Source organism: Colwellia sp. 12G3 (assembly GCF_002836775.1).
GTDB lineage: Bacteria > Pseudomonadota > Gammaproteobacteria > Enterobacterales > Alteromonadaceae > Colwellia.
Window position 1 is genome coordinate 1 of the sequence record NZ_PJAQ01000001.1, and the last position, 17,880, is coordinate 17,880.

Here is a 17,880-nt window from a genome sequence, read left to right on the forward strand (position 1 = left end):
TGAAGAAGTCTCTAATGGTCACTAGCTTAATGTTAACAATGATACGAAACCGTACATTAGCCTTGGCTTATCTAGCGACAAGTGATCCGACAAGCAGACAGCCGGAATAGCACTATTGATTGACTATGTAGGAATGCCTTACCAAGCGCTAAACTGTACCAAGTAAGCTATAAAGGTGGCTACATCACCATTTATGACGCTTAACAGCGCATAAATTAATTAAATACAGTTGTGTACTTTATAATTTGTCAAACAGCTACAGTTGGTTCATAATTATCACAAAGAAACGAGTGTTTTTTGGACGAAATTTTTAATTTTAACAAGTAGGCGGGCGTATATTGTCGATAGGATGTGGTCAGGTTAGAGTGACCAAAAAGAGGTTGATGACAGGACTTGCGTTACTTTTCCTGTGTGTTCCTACATTTGCTGTCGAGACCAATTTAGGCACAGAAGATATTTTTTACTTCCCTATTTTTGGCCGGTCAGACAATCAATCAGATGAGTTTTCGGGATTTGCTCGGGAGCTCTTTGATGAATTTAGCGCGCGAAGCAACGTAGACATCAACTATGTGCCTTTACCGGTTAACCGGCTTTTTAAATCTTTGTTGGTTGATAAAAGCATCGATTTGAAGTTTCCTGATAACCCCAAGTGGCGTTCCATTTATCACTCAAAGTCGAGTTTGCCGTTGATTTATAGTGATCCCATTATCCAAGATATTGGTGGTGTAATGGTTGAAGCAGAAAATATTGACTCTGAAACATTCAAGCTTGAAATTTTGGGGACTATTAGAGGTTTTACGCCAGTTCCCTTTGTTGAAAAAATAGCTAGAAATGAAATTCAATTGATAGAGTTCAGCAATACCTCAGAGTTATTATTAGCAGTCAATAAGGGAATAATTGATGGTGCATTTATAAATATAGACGTAGCCAAACATCAAACATCTCTATTATTTAAAGGCAAGGCACCCATTAGATTCGCAAAAAAACTACCTTTTATTCAAAATCATTATTATCTGTCAACTATTCACGGCAAAGACATTATTGACCAGTTCAATGCCTTTATGAAATGCAACGACCGTTTAATAAAATCGTTACTCAGTAAATATAATATTACAAAAATATAGTTTTTATTACCTGTCTTAACGTATATATTTGCCCATCAATTAAGTAGCACCCTAACAAATTATCTTGGCCATATGCGGCATTATCCACAATTACCATTTAGAAGGATTCGTTTATCGGATTGGCCAACAGGTAGCTAACCTTCTTGATCGCGAGGGCTTGGTAAGTGCGAAAAATGGATATAAAACGATTGGTTACAAGTATGATGGCCCACCAAGACAGAGCGAAGAATACGTTGCATCTACAGTTTTTTCTTTTGGCTGACCAAGGGATGTAGTGAATTTGTAATTGAACTCCACCGTCAGCAAAGATGCATAAGCCAGTCACACATACATCCAGTAAATTTTGATTAAATTTGTTCTTATAGTTCATCGTTTCACAAAATCTTAATGTCAGTTTCATGCTCGTTGAACTGCCGTTAGTAATTCAAAAGCTAACTTCCGCTTTTGGCTAGGAGCCGAAGTTTTAATTTAGTCACTTGAAGCTTTCGCTAAGCGCAGAAGACGTTAACACAGTCATTTCATGATGTGTTTCGAATGATTATTAAGGTTGACTTATACTAGTTGAAGTCAGGTTCCAACTTTATTTGAAGTGTTTTTGGTACTTTTTTATTAAATAAAACTTACTACCACATTTGTTCCTATCTTTATTCACAAAAGGCCATTTTTGCTCAACGGCATAAGTAGGCTTGCTTGGGGTTTTTGTTTCGAACTTTATTTAGCTTCTACAACAATGTTCTGAAAAGCAAAAAGCCCGAAACTTTCCTAACGGGCTTTCTTAATGTCGGTATCTGATAGATAAGTTGGTAGGCTCTTGCCGTGATTACCCTCACTTACTTAGCTAATAACGCTATAAATTCAGATGATTTACCTATCGTCAGGCATTAAATAAGCGAGGTCATCTTCATCGTCTGCATGAAAATCATAGCCCCCCTCAAAGTCATCATGTAATTCATTAGCGACTGTAATGGGTAGTTCTAATATTTCTTGTATATGAATGGCAACATCAATCTGCTGATTAATGATGCTTTTAAATTCAGAAAAATCTAATAGCTCTATTTCTTGTAAGTAACTTTTAGTGAGTATCGACAATTGTCCCGTGAGTTTTACAATACACGTTTCTATTTTTTCAAGTAACACGTCTTTGTCAGTACTAATAAGGTAGGTATTAAATTGCTGATATAAAGAACTGGTAAACATTTTTCTATCTGAATCAATCAGTAATAAGGCAATAGCGCTATTAAGAAATCGTTGTAATTCATACAATAAAACATCTTCGTCATTATCAATCAGTAGCGTACTTGCACAATAACTCGCGGCGATGTTTTTATATACATCTAAAAGTTTTGCGCTTTTATAGCCTTCTTTCATTAAGCTGGCATGTAATACTCTAATATCCGATGTATCACTGATACCTAAAGCATACGTGGTGATTGAGATACTTTCAAAATACGAAGGAGATATCTTCTTTAATTGCGCATATTTAGCCCAACCGGCCCTAAAGCAATAAACAATACCCTGCGTTTTTATAATCTCTTTGGCTTTATCAGCATCGTTATCACATAGTTCGAGTAAACCTAAGTTGCTAATACCCAGTACAATTTCACAGCCTTTGTTAATTTGATCCGCATAAATGATTGATAAATTATCAGAGGCGATCCTCAAAGACATATCAACTAATTGTTGCTTAATTTTATGCACCAACTCGGGAGAAAAATAGCCTTCATCTTCTCCGTCTTTTAAGACCAAAAGTAGAAACGGATGGTTTCTTAACTCTGCAATTCTCATTAATGAATCCTACTTATATAAAACTGTTCATAACCACTAGGGTGATAGGTGTTTATTGATATTCTAAAGTGGTGCGAACATATCATCAGTATCTATTGCCACTGAGGTAACGCGTTGCTTATTTGCATTGTCTTTCAACGCTTTCTCAACGTTTTCTAACGAGCCATTGGTACTTACCACCATCACTTCACGATAAGCGTCTTCATCTAAACTCTTGATTTTCATCAATAGTTCTTCAATGCTGCCTGATGTTTGCTCTTCGTCTTCTTCAATTTCAGAAAAATCATGACCGACAAATGGCAGAGACAGATATAAAAGGCCAAAGTCATCTTCTACAATGGCTTTTAAGACTTCTAACTGTTTTTCTTCATCATCTGAAGAAAGAAAAATTTGTGACAATAAGCTATGTGCTTCCGTTTGCGCACAGAAAACATGGTCTTCATCTATATTTTGCCAATAAGATGGTTCAACATTTAGTAGCTGCTTAATTGACTCCGCATCCATTAACCAGGTAGCGATAGAAGGAATGGTGGCATCGTGTTCTCTAACAATTTTAGCGACCGTTAGAATATCCATCTCGGTTAGTACAGCTAACATAGTTTCATCACCTTGCTCAGAAGCGATAGCCTCTAAAGAAGTGCCTGCGCGTCTACCGCTTTGTTGAGCTAATTCGATAATATCGGTGGCTAGAATGAGTGCATTATTTGTCACGGTTATTCCTTAGAGGGTATTTATACCAAGTAAAATAAAAAATAGAACATGCTACAGCACTCTAAATAGATAATTCATTGGTTAATATATTTTTCATTAGACGATCTAATTCAATCAATTAGGACCATCAGTATTTCAAAAAAGATAGTGATTTGAAAAGCGATTGTTTAACTTGGTAGTCGTTTAAAAGCTAATAGTTTTCATCAAAGTCATCTGATGCATAATCATCGACTTGTTCGTAATCATCTTCTACGGCTTTTAAGGGTGTAGCATCATAACGATTATAATAATGAATCAATAATACGGCAGTTTTTAAATCCTGTTCTGCATGGTTCATCATTTCAGTTATACAGGCTCGGGCATCGGCGTGAACACCAACGAATGCTTTTACTTCCATCCAAGTTGGCTCTTCGCTTAAATCAACGAGTGCCAAATTTTTACTATCAATTCTAATTTTTGTTGTGATAGCCATCGCCAATTGATCGACCATCCCCTTGAATAACAAAGGTGTCGTTTTTAACTGGTCAAATAAACTCGATAAATAGATAGATAATAATTCAGGATTTTCGGGATCAGTTAACGAGGTCATATTTTCTAAATACATAGAAAAATCATCAGTTAAATAATTAGGTATGTTTTTGTCAGATTGCAAAGAGTATTCCTTTATTGCGTGTTTTCTAATTAAGCGTAATGTGCATTTTTATAGAGAGTATTGATTGGCGTTTAACTCAAAGCATTGTGCCAAAATGAATCAGCAACCTCTCGGGGGTCTGTAATAACTGTATAGTTACTTTTCAAATATAAAGAACGCTTTTTAGGATCCACAATAGCATCATAAGCTTTTTTAATTAATTGAAATATTTCTTCAACTTCACTGCCGCTATTTTTATCTGGGTGATATTTATTAGCGAGTTTTCGATAGGCTTTTTTGATCTCAATGGTCGATGCGTCTCTACCGACACCTAACTGTTCAAAATAATCCATACTTTTACTACGACCTCTTGTTGAAGGTTTACCTTAACAACATGATTAAATGTACTTGTTTACCCTAAGAAATGGTACTAATTCAATCAATAACGTTGATTTAAGAAGTTGATAATATTGCTAAATATATAAGCGAATGCTTATGAAAGCCGAATATAGCTCAAACAAGATAGCATATCAATTAGACTAATATATTGAGTAACTTAGGGGATAAATGTTAAAAGTATTTTAATCTAATCATCACATTCTTGCTAACTTTATTTACTTATAACCAAACCCATTGGAAATGCATGATTTCAGTGGGAGTTTACAGGGGTAATTGCAAAGTATTTATCTTAAGCATAGTCATTCTATGCTTATTATCAATAACGCGGTAGTTGGCCATTTAAAACCCGCCCGTAGGGAGTTTCTCAGGTAAGTAATCACAGCGTAATATCAATTTGAAAGGCAATAAGCATTCCTCCATTGATGTACCTTGTGCTACCTCACCTGAGTAACTCTGAAACACGCATTATCAAGGAGCTTGGGTATATAACGATAATACTCACTATTTGTGTTTTCTACCTGTACCTGAAGGCGGTTTGTGGCAACTCCAAGGCACATGGGTTGCGTTATCTTTAACGTTTTGGTCAACGAATTTGTAATACTGATCTTTAGTATGTGTCCACCAATCATTATGGATGTCAGCACCATGCTTTTTAATGATTTCTTCAATACCATCAAGGTTTATGTTCGTTGCATCATAGGCGAGGTAAAGGGTAGCGTCGGTGGACTTATACGATACCTCATCAATCCCAAACTGATGATCAATATCTTCCATCAACGCATTTCTGTTGTCATCAGTAACATTTATTAATCGTAAGTTCCTAATAACTAAGTTTGCTTCTTTAACGCCTACTCGGTGGTCAAAATCAGTCATGTGATCCTCCTATAGTTACTCTTTAACCTGAACCCTACATAATGGTACTTGATGCTTTCAGGTTAGTTATCAGTGATGCCGTCATTTACTAACAAGGCTTATTCTACTATCAGCGTACCTTGATACATTTGCATCTGACAATGAAATGGATATTCTCCCAATGTCATAGGTGGCAGTAGCACTGATTTATCGATATCAAGCGGTAGTTCTTCACTTATGTCAACGTGAGGAAATATCACCATAGCCGCACAAGGGCTACTGTCTTTACGAATAAACTGAAGAACGGTTTGCTGTCCTGCTTTAATTTTTATCCTTGCGGGTTGGTAAATACCGTTATTCACCACAATCTTAATCTCATTATCGATCGCAGCATCAACAGCCTTTGGCTTATACAACCAAAACCACCATATAATGAGCGATATAAGGACTAACCCTGCAATATTAATCATCATCATAACGAATCTCCTAATGGTCCTTCGCTTTGAAAAAGCGTAATCGGTTGGCATTACTCACCACGGTTAATGATGAAAAAGCCATTGCTGCTCCGGCAATAACCGGATTAAGTAAAATACCAAAAAACGGATATAATACCCCCGCAGCAAATGGCACCCCTGCAACGTTATAAATAAAAGCACCAAAAAGGTTTTGTTTGATATTACGCAACGTTGCCTTACTTATGGCAATCGCATCAGCAAGGCCATGTAATGAACCTCGCATCAAGGTGATATCAGCACTTTCTATCGCAACATCAGTACCTGTACCAATGGCAAAGCCAACATTAGCTAATGCTAGAGCTGGCGCATCATTAATGCCATCACCCGTCATCCCAACAATTTCGTCTTGTGCTTGTAACTCGGCCACTTTTCTAGATTTGTCTTGTGGCAATACTTCCGCGAATACTTCAGTGATGCCCACCTTTTTGGCCACGGCTAGTGCAGTCGCGTTATTGTCTCCGGTGATCATTACGACTCGAATGCCATTTTTTTGCAGACGTTTTATCGCAGAAATAGAATCCTTTTTTATTGGATCCGATACCGCAATAATAGCGGCCAACGTGTTATCTATAGCGAAGTACATTGGCGTTTTCGCTTCATCAGCAAGTGCTTGTGCCTGTTCAACAAAGTTGTTAAGGGCAATACCATTTTCTAACATCAACTTTTGATTGCCAAATAGTAACTGTTGAGTTTTGAAGGTCGCTGATACTCCATGCCCAGTAATAGCGAGAAAATCACTTACATTTTCTAAATCAAGGTCACGTTCGATGGCAGATTCTACGATTGCTTGCGCCAAAGGGTGTTCAGAGCCCCTCTCTAAACTAGCAACTAACGTTAACATCTCATTTTCGCTATAAGAATTATCTACAATGATAAAGTCCGTCACTTTGGGGGCTCCCTCAGTAATAGTGCCTGTTTTATCTAATATCATTGCGGTGATTTTAGAAGCCGTTTGTAATGCTTCACCGTTACGAATCAGTACACCGGCTTCAGCCGCTTTACCGATACCAACCATAACTGACATAGGTGTTGCTAATCCTAATGCACAGGGGCAAGCAATAATTAACACTGTGGTCGCCGATATCACAGCAAAGGCAATGGCTGGATCTGGTCCAAAATTAAGCCAAGCTAAGGCACTGACAATAGCGATAATCATGATAACAGGGACAAAGTAAGCAGCAATCATATCGGCTAAACGGCCAATAGGAGGCTTTGAGTTTTGAGCGCGTTTGACCATATTGATGATTTGCGCTAGGGCTGTATCTTTACCAATACGGGTCGCTTTAAATAATATTGAACCTGACTTATTTAGCGTTCCTGTAACAACCTCATCGCCTACCGCTTTTTTAACCGGCATTGGCTCACCTGTTAACATGGATTCATCAATTGAGGTGTGCCCTTGTGTCACAATACCATCTACGGGGATTTTTTCGCCAGGACGAATACGAACAATATCATTGAGTAGAACTTGCTCGATAGCGATATTAATTTCTTTCTTATCACGTACCACACGCGCAGTTTTTGTCTGTAAACCTATTAGCCTTTTAATCGCTTCACTCGTTCGGCCCCGTGCTTTGACTTCCAGCGCTAGACCTAAATTAATTAAACCGATAATCATGGCGGTTGCTTCAAAATAAACATGTCTGGCCATTTCGGGCAATGCCAGAGGAAAGAAAACCACCACCATGGAATATAGCCAAGCAGTACCCGTACCTAGGGCAATGAGCGTATCCATATTGGCGGAATGATTCACAAATGATTTCCAAGCGCCTACATAAAAATGTTTGCCTGAAAAGTACATTATGCCAGCGCAAAATAATCCGACAGTAAACCAAACACCGCGCTCAAATATCGTTGCTACTGTCATAGGCCCACCAGCGATACTGTAAAGCATCAAAGGTATGCCAAGTCCCAATGCAGTCCACATTTGGCGCATTAAACGTTGATAATATTTTTGTTCGGCTTGTTCTTTTTCATTAAGTAACTGTTCATCACCTGAATCTGAGGTGGCCTTTGCATTATAACCTATGCTTTCAACGGCTTTTATTAATGTCTTTGTGTCGACATTGCCAGTGACTGAAACGGTTCTTAAGACAAAGTTCATTGTTGCCTGTTTAACCCCTGCCACGGCTATCAATGCTTTTTCAATTTTACCAACACAACTTGCGCAGCCCGCACCTTCGATAATAAGTTCCTGATTAAAATGAGCAGCATGACTTTCATCAGGATGACAACTCTTTGCTGCGATTTTGGCTCCTGCAAAATTGTCTTTTAGTTCATTCATCGTCTTCTCCTTCAATAAGATGGCAAATCATTTTACTTGTCGGTTCATTATTGGGTTTGTCTTGCCAATCACTTATCGCTTTTTTTAACCTTTCTCTTAATCGCATTGCTTCTTGAAACTGCTTTTCAGTGGCAACCAATCTTTGTTCAACAATGTCTCTTACCATAGGACAAGCACTATGACCTTTGTCCGCTTGCGTTAAAATATCGGTGATATCTTCGACAGAAAAACCTAATTGCCTTGCACTAAGTATAAACTTCAATCTTGTTATTTCTAGCTTGCCAAAGACTTTGTAGCCATTTGCGGCGCTTTTATTCGGTGTCAGCAGACCAATTCGAGTATAATAACGAACTGTATCAGGTGTTGTGCTCATATAACTGGCAAATTCTGTTACTTTCATTGCATCCCCCTATCTAGTAATTATAACCTACACCTAGTTTACACCTGTGTCTAAGACACAGATCAAGCTTTAGTTACCCTGACTATTTTACTAAGTAGAAACTTTCATAGTAGAACTAAAAAACGTGGTTTATACCTGCTAAAAAATTACTCCCACTAAGCTGTAATTAAAAATAAGATGAAATAGGCAATAAGTAAGTATTTTTACTATAACTATTTTATATAGTTAAAATAATGTCGCGATGTCACTTAGCTTTATCGCTAAACAATGGAATAGATAAAATGGAAAGGTACCTCAATAAAACAACAATAAATATAGTCGCTTTATTTCTCATTTTATTCATGACACTTCCGGCAACGGCTAATGGAAACTATAGCATTTACCTAGACGCCGACTTCACAGGAACCAAAACTGCTAGCCTTTCAATACAGCAAGGCATCAATGTCGCATTAGCCGAAGAGAACTTCCACATCAATGGTTATCAGTTTGAGATCATTGCGAAAGATCACAGAGGAAGCTCGCTGCGTAGTAAAAGAAATTTGGAAGCTTTCCTTGCTGATAGCAATGCACTATTAGTATTTTCTGGCTTACATTCACCACCATTACTCGCCCACAAAGATTTTATAAATAACAACCGCATTCTGGTTTTAAATCCTTGGGCAGCCGCGGGACCTATTACGCGTGCAACAGATAACAACAACTGGATATTCCGGTTATCTATTGATGACAGTAATGCCGGTAGCTTTATCAGTAATCATGCGTTCAAAGAAGGTTTTAAAAATCCCTTTTTATTATTAGAAGATACTGGTTGGGGACGTTCAAATAACAATACCATGGTTAAAGCGTTAGCTGACAATGGCATTAAACCCAAGGGAATTAGCTGGTTCAACTGGGGGCTTGGCATAAATCACGCGAAGATTTTGTTAAGACAAGCACAATCTTCTGGTGCAGATGTAATATTTTTTGTGGGTAATGCTACAGAAGGTAAAACCTTTGCAAAAGCGATGTTAGCGCTTGAAACAGCGCTGAAATTACCTATAAGAAGCCATTGGGGCATTACAGGGGGAGATTTTGCAGAGGTCATCAATAGCGAAGCACGAGAAAAAATTGACCTACAGTTTATTCAAACACAATTTTCCTTTGTCACAAAACCGCAATCATTATTAGCGCAACAAGTACTAGCGCAAGCAATAGCTATGTACCCTGAAATTAGTGTGGCCAATGACATCAAAGCAGCAACAGGTTTTGTTCATGCCTATGATCTCACCAAACTACTTATCACCGCGATTAAGCAGTCGGGGTTAACCGGAGATAAACATCACGATATTAACACGATTAAGTTAGCCCTTGAACATTTAAAGAAGCCCGTGCAGGGACTCATTAAAAACTATTTAACCCCCTATTCTCCCTATACCTTAGAAAACATTAATGCCCATGAGGCCCTGGATGAAACCGATTATGCTATGGGCTACTACCAAGCTGATGATAGTGTAGAGCTATTGCCTAATATCCATTTAAATAAGGTACTTAATGAAAAAAATTAGTATTTCTTTTGCCTTAGCACGATTTGTGTTTTTGAGCTGTTTTGCACTCGCACTTATTTCTACCGTTTTAGTTATCAACTATGCGGTTGATTCTGCACAACGCCAACAAGAGCAGTTAATAAAAAGAGAAACCACCGCAATAACTCACGGCTATCGCTTATTTCTCAAGCATCGGCTTACCTTACTCGCCGATCAAGCAAAGAACCCCATTATGGTACAAGCCTTAATGCAGCCAGAAGCGAATATAGGGAAATTACAAGATTTCATGGCTGACCTTACTATTTTAGGCCATCAATATCAGCAAAATTTATTGGACTTTGAAGGTAATGTCATTTATTCAAAGCAAGATAAAAAAGCCCCTGATTATCATAATGAACCTTGGTTAAAGGATATAATAAACGACGAAGCGCCTAATCATATAGCCATTCTAAAACTCAACGATAATTACTTTTGGTGTTTAGCGGTAATCATTATGTATAACAACAATTTTGAAGGTGTACTTACCACGTTAATACCAATCGAAGATATAGATGAACAAGATGAAAAACTCGATAGTTTGATGATAAAAATAACAAGGAATGGTGAAGAGTTAAGCTCTTTTGGACAAGAAAGACACGGTAAACAGCACTCGGTTTATTGGCCAAATATTGGCGTTGTTTTCAGTTTTACTTTTGACGACAGCGCCAATAATGAAGAATTAAATGATGCGATAATCAAGTTGAGTACGTTAATTTTATTAGCACTCATTGCAACAAGTCTACTCGCCTATGTTTTTGGTTACCGGTACTTTGTAAAACCCTTGCTGCTGTTGTCTCAAGCGACAAGTAAATTACATAAAGGTAGTGAATTTGAGTTACTTCAGGACAATATCACCATCAAAGAACTATCAGAGTTGTTTCAAAAATTCAATGTCATGACAAATAAGGTGCACCAAAGAGAAAGCTCATTAAAGCTCAGTTACGACAAATTATCAAAAGTTAATGATGAGTTGATTTTAAGTGAGTCCCAACTGATTCAATCAGAAAAAATGGCAAGTATTGGTGTGTTAGCCGCTGGTGTTGCTCACGAAATCAATAATCCCCTAGGGTTTGTTAAAAGCAATCTCGATGTTCTAAATGAATATTTAACCGACATTCAAAAATACCACCAAGAAATAAATGAACACCTAACAACAGAAGCTTCAAAGGAATGGCATGTAGCATTAACTAAAAAATATGATATTGAATTCATTTTCGAGGATATGCCAGCCTTATTAACCAGTAGTATTGGCGGTGTCGAAAAAATAACCGAGATTGTGCAAAGTTTGAAAACCTTTGCACGCATAGAAGAGTCGACTAAAAGTAAAACAGATATAAACGAAGGTTTAACCGCAACACTTAACATGGTTAACAATGAACTCAAATATAATTGTGAAGTACATGTTGAACTAGACCCCTTGCCTATAATTTATGCTTACCCAAGTAAATTGAATCAAGTGTTTATGAACCTACTCATTAATGCAGGCCAATCGATAACAGGTAGTGGCGAAATTTTTGTTAGAACCTTCCAGAAAGAAACCGATATTGTCATAGAGATTAAAGATAACGGCAGTGGTATTGCTCCTGGTGTATTACCACATATTTTCACGCCGTTTTTTACCTCTAAGCCGGTAGGCCAAGGAACGGGCCTAGGGTTGTCTATCAGCCATGGAATTATCAAGCAACATGATGGCAGAATAGAAGTAACATCCGAAGAAGGTAAAGGTAGTTGTTTTTCTGTTTATATTCCTACCAATTTAAGTAAAAAAACTAAATATTCGAGTAATAAAATAGAGAGTGTTAAAAATAACTTTTGATATTATCCCAAATACCTAAAGATTCATTAGGAAATAAATCAATACCTAACCATGATTTTAGTAGATAGAGAAGTAATAAAGCACAACCAATAATCGTTAATCCAAAAATAAATATCGCCAATAAAAACATAGTAAATGCTATAAAACGTTCTGCTGGCAAAAGCCCTCTTCTATTTACCCCAACAAGAAACACAAGATAAAAGCTCCAAGGTAGGAACGGGACTGCTAACGTAGGCCTAAAATCAACATCGTGTTGGCGCCAGTCTTGCGTGCTTATGCTCTTTTGCAATGCTTTACGCTGTTTAGCCGTAAAACTGTCAGCAACCGACTTTTCCATACCATTTAATAGTTGATTAACTTTTAAATTTTTATCAGCTGGCTTAATACGATTCATATTGCCTCGATATGTCAATGTAGATTAATTGAATGATATTTGAATTACATCGTTTATTAATATAAATCAATAAACCCACCTGCTGTTTAGTTCCTATTTACATCACACAACATCTAGCTGAGTTATCGACAACCTAATAGTTATTAAGCTTAGTCGATAAGATACAATTGAATTCATAAATAGAGTTGAGGTTCAATATATAAAATTAATGTTTGATTGAACTGTTACCAAAATTTAACATGGCAAATTTCTCTATACGACTATAAAGCTTACTTGGTAAAAACTTCAACCAAGCACAACACAACGTCATAATCGTTCGATTAGGCTCTTGAAAAATAATTCTGTAGTCACAGTATATTGCTTGGTGAATAAGTTTAAATGCAGAGAGCTTATTTTTTGATTGTACCGCTCTTCGGGCTAGATACCTTAACTGATACGCTTTAGCTAAGCTGTAAAACTGTTTGAAGAACGTTGGATCAGACGCTTTATTTAACATTACCGCGTGTTGCCAACTGGCAAACTGTTTATCTACATCGGACGACAGACCTGAATCGTTAACACGATAATACGTTAGCGGTTGGCTAATTCCTTCAAACTGCCATGTTGTGTTTAAGGCTATTCTTGTCCAAAGTTCAATGTCTTCAGATTGCCTTAAACTTTCATCAAAATACATTCTACGGTATTTATCTTTATTAACACCAAAATAGCCTACTTCTGATAATACGGATCTTCTAATGACAGGGGAAGAGCCATTGCCAACAGGGTTTCGACAAAATATATGCTGTTTCGTGATGTTCTTAAGCTTAGGAAATTGGCCAACACCTAAAAGTTCACCGTCTTCATTGATGAATAAAGAGGGGCAATAACTAATCCCTACTTTAGGGTTGGCACTTAAATGCTTAATGTGCTTTGTTAGTTTATCCGCTGCCCAATAATCATCGGCATCTAATAAGGCAATGTATATTCCTCTAGCAGCCTCTATACCGGTATTTCGAGCACCCGATAAACCTCTGTTAGCTTGGCGAACAATCCGAATACGCGGATCAGTAAAGTTATTAACTATATTCAAGGTATCATCAACACAACCATCATCAACGAGAATAAGTTCGAAATGATGGTAACTTTGTTGTAAGACACTATTAATGCTTTGCTCTATATATTTTGCTACGTTATACATTGGAATAACGACCGACACTACGGGAATTGAATTAGCTAACATGTGTTTTCTCCTATCGAATTACAGTACGTAAAATGTTGTTAACGGGCTTAATTACATTAATAAAAAAAATTGGAACCAAACAAAATAAACTACTAAAAAAGATAACCAAAGCAAACTCCATAGGCTCATTCGGCGTAAATATGAAAAGCGTTACTAGGCTAATAAAAAGGCATATGAATCGAGTCATTGTTTCACGGTGGTATTGCTCTGTTACGCGCTGCATACAACAGACAATATCTATCATTAAATTAGGGAGCGCGACTAAACATAATATTGTGATGATAGGTACTGCTGAAGACCATTTTTCATCAAATAAAATAGGGACATAAATGGGCGCTACTAGCGCTTGAATAACAAAAAGAAAGCCAATGCATAAAGAAATAGCCAAGACTTTATTTTGTTGTGCTAACAACTGCCCTTTTCTCTCTAATTTACACAAGTAAGGGTATAAAGCACCAATATAGACTTGGCTAATTGACTGACTTAAGCCAACCCCAGCGTTCTTCGCAAAGCTATAGAAGCCAAAAAGCTCAGGGGTTAACAACTTACCAGCAATAAAAGTATCAGCGTGCAGTCGTATGCCACGTAGAAATTCAGTATTGAATAATTTACCTGAGGTTTGTAGCATCTGATTAATAATAGAGAGGTTAAAACCCACTCCAAATGTTTTAACGGGTGAAAATGAAAATAACAATAACCAAAATATTGAAAAAGCAACCTTACCTAAAGCGACTGATAAGATATCGGCCCCTAATAAAGCCGAAATGGCTATTGTGCAATTTTCAATGATTACGCACAGGCCATTTCTAATACTGAACCAGCGCATTTGATTTTCACGTTGTAACAGAAATATTTTAATACTTACCCAAGGATACAAAAGGTAAATTACCGCCATAATTTGTAATAAAATAGTAATATTATCATTATCATAAAGTGATGAAAGGTAGCTGGCTGAGCTGAATTGACCTACCGCTATGGTTAAGCAAATACCCCATTGGATTATGATGCCATTTTTAGCAAAACCTTCTAGTTTATGGGGTTTACAATTGATAATTTGACTGCCAACACCTGCACGTAACAACAATCCAAAAACATCATGAAATGCTAAGGCTAAAATGGCAGTACCGTAGGACGTGGGGGATAATTGTGCAGCTAGCACGATAATAGTGAATATTCGTGATATTTTTGCTACAAATTCAGCACTGAGTAACCAAACGGCATTTGATAAAAGCTCAATGACTGAATTTAATTGTATTCTAAAAAATTGTATCAACTGCATTAGAATATTCCTGAATCATCATTAATTAACAATTAACAAGACTGCTTCAAGATTCATTCCACTCTGTAGTTTTTTTTAATCGACTGATTAATATGTATTTTATTTAATAATAAATCTACCCACCGCGACTATTTGCATGATGAAAATCATTACGGTGGTTATTTGCATATTAGGAATGCACTTAATCTACTGGTGATGTTTGCCATTGCTGAATTTTGCGATAGAGTGTTGATGGACTCACACCTAATTCGCTTGCAGCCTTTACTATATTGTCTTGGCATAACTCTATAGCCTGTTCAATGGTTTGTCTTTCAACTTCAGCCAGTGTGATAATTGATGGTGATGGTGATGGTGATGAATGATTAACCGGATGAACATTGGTATTTTGATTGTGCTGAGTTATTGGAGGATTACTGCTTTCTTTTTGAGTATAACGCTTAGGCTCTGGTTGTTTACTCTGCCTACCAAGTTGTTGAACAATAATCTTTTCAGAAATAAGAGGTCCTTCAGACATAACGGTTGAACTATGAACGATATTTTGTAACTGGCGAACATTACCTGGCCACGAATAAGATTTTATTAACGCTTCCGCGCCAGAAGAGAATCCAGCAAACACTTTACCTTCAATTTCACTAAAGTGGCTTAAAAAATGTTCAGCTAATTTCAAAATATCATTATCTCGCTCATTTAAGGCCGGTAAATCGATTGAAATAACGTTTAAGCGATAAAAAAGATCTTCACGTAATTTCTTTTCATTGATGGCCATTTGTGGCTCTCTATTCGTAGCACTAATAAAACGAATATCCACTTTTTCTTCTTTACCACTCCCCACCTTTTGAAAACAACCTGTTTGAATAAATCGCAATAACTTTGCTTGCAAACCAATATCCATCTCACCTATTTCATCAAGAAATAAGCTACCACCATTTGCCAGAGAAGCAGCCCCATCCCGGTTAGAAACAGCGCCAGAGAATGCTCCTTTAATATGACCAAACACTTCTGACTCCATTAACTCTGATGGAATAGCTGCACAGTTTAACGCAATAAAGGGTCCATTTTTCTTTTTGCTTAATCGATGAATTGCTTGTGCAGCCACTTCTTTACCTGCGCCACTAGGTCCAGTGATAAAGACAGAAGCATTACTGGGTGCGCTTTGTTCAATACACGAATAAACAAATTGCATAGCGACTGAGTCACCGATGAAGCCTTCAAAATTAGACTTATGATATTTTTGATATTGATCAATTGTTCTTCGCATTAACGTTCTTTCAGCCAAAACTTGCTGTAATTGTAAGGCTTGTTTTAACTTTACGATAAGATCGAAGTTATCCCAGGGTTTTTGAAGAAACCCCCAAATATGGCCATTATTAATTAAATTAACAATCATTTCCATATCGCCATGGGCTGTCAGCACCATACGAACTGTTTCAGGAGAAATTTTAGCGACTTGTTGCAGCAATTGATTGCCATCCATGTTTGGCATATTAAAATCAGACACGATCACATCGACAGGACACTCATTAATGATATCAAGTGCGGCTTGCCCAGAAGAAGCCGTTAAAATAACAGCATCCAATTTTTTGGTAATACGTTCGAGAGCATGCAGGATTGCACGTTCGTCATCTACAAATAAAATTCTTGGTTTATTTAAGTTCTGCATTCCCAACCCTTAAAATTGTGATTATCGATCATATAAATAGCATTCAACATAAGCTAAGTAGAATGTTGAATAACAGTGGTTAAATTTATAATTATTTAATGGAGAAAGTGTGTACCGATAATAAACATTTATTTTTTATATAGATAAAGAATAGTTGATATTCGTGATTAATATACGGTTGATAAATAAATATATCCATTACTTAGCCATAATAGCAAACATACTGAAATACAATAATGAAAAATAGTAAGTAAAACATTAGAGAGTACTAACTATAACAACAACATAACTCATCATAAATTATTACCCTTGATAGCCGAATACATTCGCATTATGCAATGCAATGATCAAATGGTTAAAAAGGGTTTAACCGAATATCTTCTGTAGTGACCATTTATGCTGAAGAAATACACTCGTGAAATAGATGGAGCAAATATTGCAGTTAACCTTCAATGAGATAAACATTGTTGGTTAACTGCAAAGGTGAAATTTATGGAACATAAAACGTTAATACTTAGTATTGCTCTAAACGGTTATCAATGGATGTATCAACGAGAGCTGAAGTCTCATCTACATTATGCAAAAAAATACGGCTATGTTCACCAAGCAGTAACGCGTCCTTATGTTTCTGCTTTAGGGGTAGAGTGTTGTTGGCTTAAGTTGACATTAATACGAGCAGCTTTATTGTCAGGGTATGAAAATGTGCTATTTTTGGATGCCGATACTATGGTTAACCCAAATTGCCCTAGTTTAACCGATGTATTTCAAGCCGGAAAATATGTTTATATGGCAAAAGGATATTCTAATCGATTCAATTCAGGTGTGCTTTTAGCAAGAAATAATGCACAAACCATAACATGGCTTACGCGTATTATTGATGCCAGATTTAATAAAGTTCAAACCGAAAACGATGTGGGCTGGGGGGAAAATGGCCATGTGATTGAACTAAGTAAAGGTGTGCCTTTTATAGTAGAGCTAGATCAAAAGTGGAATAACACCTTCGATTATCAGTTAAAAGATTATATTCGTCATCATAATTGTGGTCCTATGAGAACTGGCTTTGTAAATAATTTTTTTCATAAAATAGTTTTTTTCCTATCTGCCCGACTATTGGCTTTAGTCAATAAAAACAAATCAGTTACAGCTATAAAACCTAATGAAGATATTTTGTCACGAGAAACAAATGTCATTCTATCTATCTATTCAAAACTTGTCTGTCTTTAAAAATCATCGGTATATTGCAAAGTGA

16 protein-coding genes are annotated in these 17,880 nt (G+C 36.8%); 4 read left to right on the forward strand and 12 right to left on the reverse strand.

All coding sequences use genetic code 11. The features are described from left to right. Positions 1-383 precede the first annotated feature (383 nt). A complete protein-coding gene (locus tag CXF71_RS00005) occupies positions 384-1,124 on the forward strand; it encodes a hypothetical protein (RefSeq protein ID WP_101230947.1) in 741 nt (246 codons plus the stop codon). An 864-nt stretch (positions 1,125-1,988) separates the two neighbouring features. Here CXF71_RS00005 and CXF71_RS00010 read toward each other — a convergent pair. The 8 genes from CXF71_RS00010 to CXF71_RS00045 form a co-directional block, all read right to left on the reverse strand. Next, on the reverse strand, positions 1,989-2,909 hold the full coding sequence (locus CXF71_RS00010) for a hypothetical protein (protein ID WP_101230948.1): 921 nt from the start codon (positions 2,907-2,909) through the stop codon (positions 1,989-1,991). A gap of 63 nt (positions 2,910-2,972) precedes the next feature. Beyond that, positions 2,973-3,620: a hypothetical protein gene (locus tag CXF71_RS00015; RefSeq protein ID WP_101230949.1), complete on the reverse strand. Its 648-nt coding sequence runs from the start codon at positions 3,618-3,620 to the stop codon at positions 2,973-2,975. Between the two features lie 190 nt (positions 3,621-3,810). Further along, a complete protein-coding gene (locus CXF71_RS00020; protein WP_101230950.1) occupies positions 3,811-4,272 on the reverse strand; it encodes a hypothetical protein in 462 nt (153 codons plus the stop codon). A gap of 71 nt (positions 4,273-4,343) precedes the next feature. Then, positions 4,344-4,604 carry a DnaJ domain-containing protein gene (locus CXF71_RS00025; RefSeq protein WP_101230951.1) on the reverse strand — a complete coding sequence of 87 codons (261 nt, stop codon included), beginning with the start codon at positions 4,602-4,604 and terminating at the stop codon, positions 4,344-4,346. Positions 4,605-5,151: 547 nt separating this feature from the next. Next, positions 5,152-5,523 (reverse strand): hypothetical protein, encoded by a 372-nt coding sequence (locus CXF71_RS00030; RefSeq protein WP_101230952.1) that lies wholly within the window; start codon positions 5,521-5,523, stop codon positions 5,152-5,154. 98 nt (positions 5,524-5,621) lie between these two features. Further along, entirely contained in the window at positions 5,622-5,978 is a 357-nt protein-coding gene (locus CXF71_RS00035; RefSeq protein WP_101230953.1) for a cupredoxin domain-containing protein, read from the reverse strand. Between the two features lie 10 nt (positions 5,979-5,988). After that, entirely contained in the window at positions 5,989-8,301 is a 2,313-nt protein-coding gene (locus tag CXF71_RS00040; protein WP_101230954.1) for a heavy metal translocating P-type ATPase, read from the reverse strand. After that, on the reverse strand, positions 8,294-8,701 hold the full coding sequence (locus CXF71_RS00045) for a MerR family transcriptional regulator (RefSeq protein ID WP_101230955.1): 408 nt from the start codon (positions 8,699-8,701) through the stop codon (positions 8,294-8,296). The genes CXF71_RS00040 and CXF71_RS00045 overlap by 8 nt, the downstream gene beginning before the upstream one ends. Before the next feature lie 281 nt (positions 8,702-8,982). Between CXF71_RS00045 and CXF71_RS00050 the strand changes: the two genes are divergently transcribed. Both CXF71_RS00050 and CXF71_RS00055 read left to right on the forward strand, forming a co-directional pair. Continuing rightward, positions 8,983-10,245, forward strand: a complete 1,263-nt coding sequence (locus tag CXF71_RS00050) for an ABC transporter substrate-binding protein (protein ID WP_101230956.1) — start codon at positions 8,983-8,985, stop codon at positions 10,243-10,245. Next, entirely contained in the window at positions 10,232-12,079 is a 1,848-nt protein-coding gene (locus tag CXF71_RS00055) for a sensor histidine kinase (protein WP_101230957.1), read from the forward strand. The genes CXF71_RS00050 and CXF71_RS00055 overlap by 14 nt, the downstream gene beginning before the upstream one ends. On the opposite strand, the gene CXF71_RS00060 is transcribed toward CXF71_RS00055, so the two are convergent. From CXF71_RS00060 to CXF71_RS00075, 4 genes are all read right to left on the reverse strand, one after another. Next, positions 12,063-12,473, reverse strand: a complete 411-nt coding sequence (locus CXF71_RS00060) for a hypothetical protein (RefSeq protein ID WP_101230958.1) — start codon at positions 12,471-12,473, stop codon at positions 12,063-12,065. The genes CXF71_RS00055 and CXF71_RS00060 overlap by 17 nt on opposite strands. A 205-nt stretch (positions 12,474-12,678) precedes the next feature. Further along, positions 12,679-13,692 (reverse strand): glycosyltransferase family 2 protein, encoded by a 1,014-nt coding sequence (locus tag CXF71_RS00065; RefSeq protein ID WP_101230959.1) that lies wholly within the window; start codon positions 13,690-13,692, stop codon positions 12,679-12,681. A 10-nt stretch (positions 13,693-13,702) separates the two neighbouring features. Beyond that, entirely contained in the window at positions 13,703-14,971 is a 1,269-nt protein-coding gene (locus CXF71_RS00070) for an oligosaccharide flippase family protein (protein ID WP_101230960.1), read from the reverse strand. Between the two features lie 181 nt (positions 14,972-15,152). Next, entirely contained in the window at positions 15,153-16,631 is a 1,479-nt protein-coding gene (locus tag CXF71_RS00075) for a sigma-54-dependent transcriptional regulator (RefSeq protein WP_101230961.1), read from the reverse strand. Between the two features lie 492 nt (positions 16,632-17,123). Between CXF71_RS00075 and CXF71_RS00080 the strand changes: the two genes are divergently transcribed. Then, on the forward strand, positions 17,124-17,855 hold the full coding sequence (locus CXF71_RS00080) for a putative nucleotide-diphospho-sugar transferase (RefSeq protein WP_101230962.1): 732 nt from the start codon (positions 17,124-17,126) through the stop codon (positions 17,853-17,855). Positions 17,856-17,880: the final 25 nt, after the last annotated feature.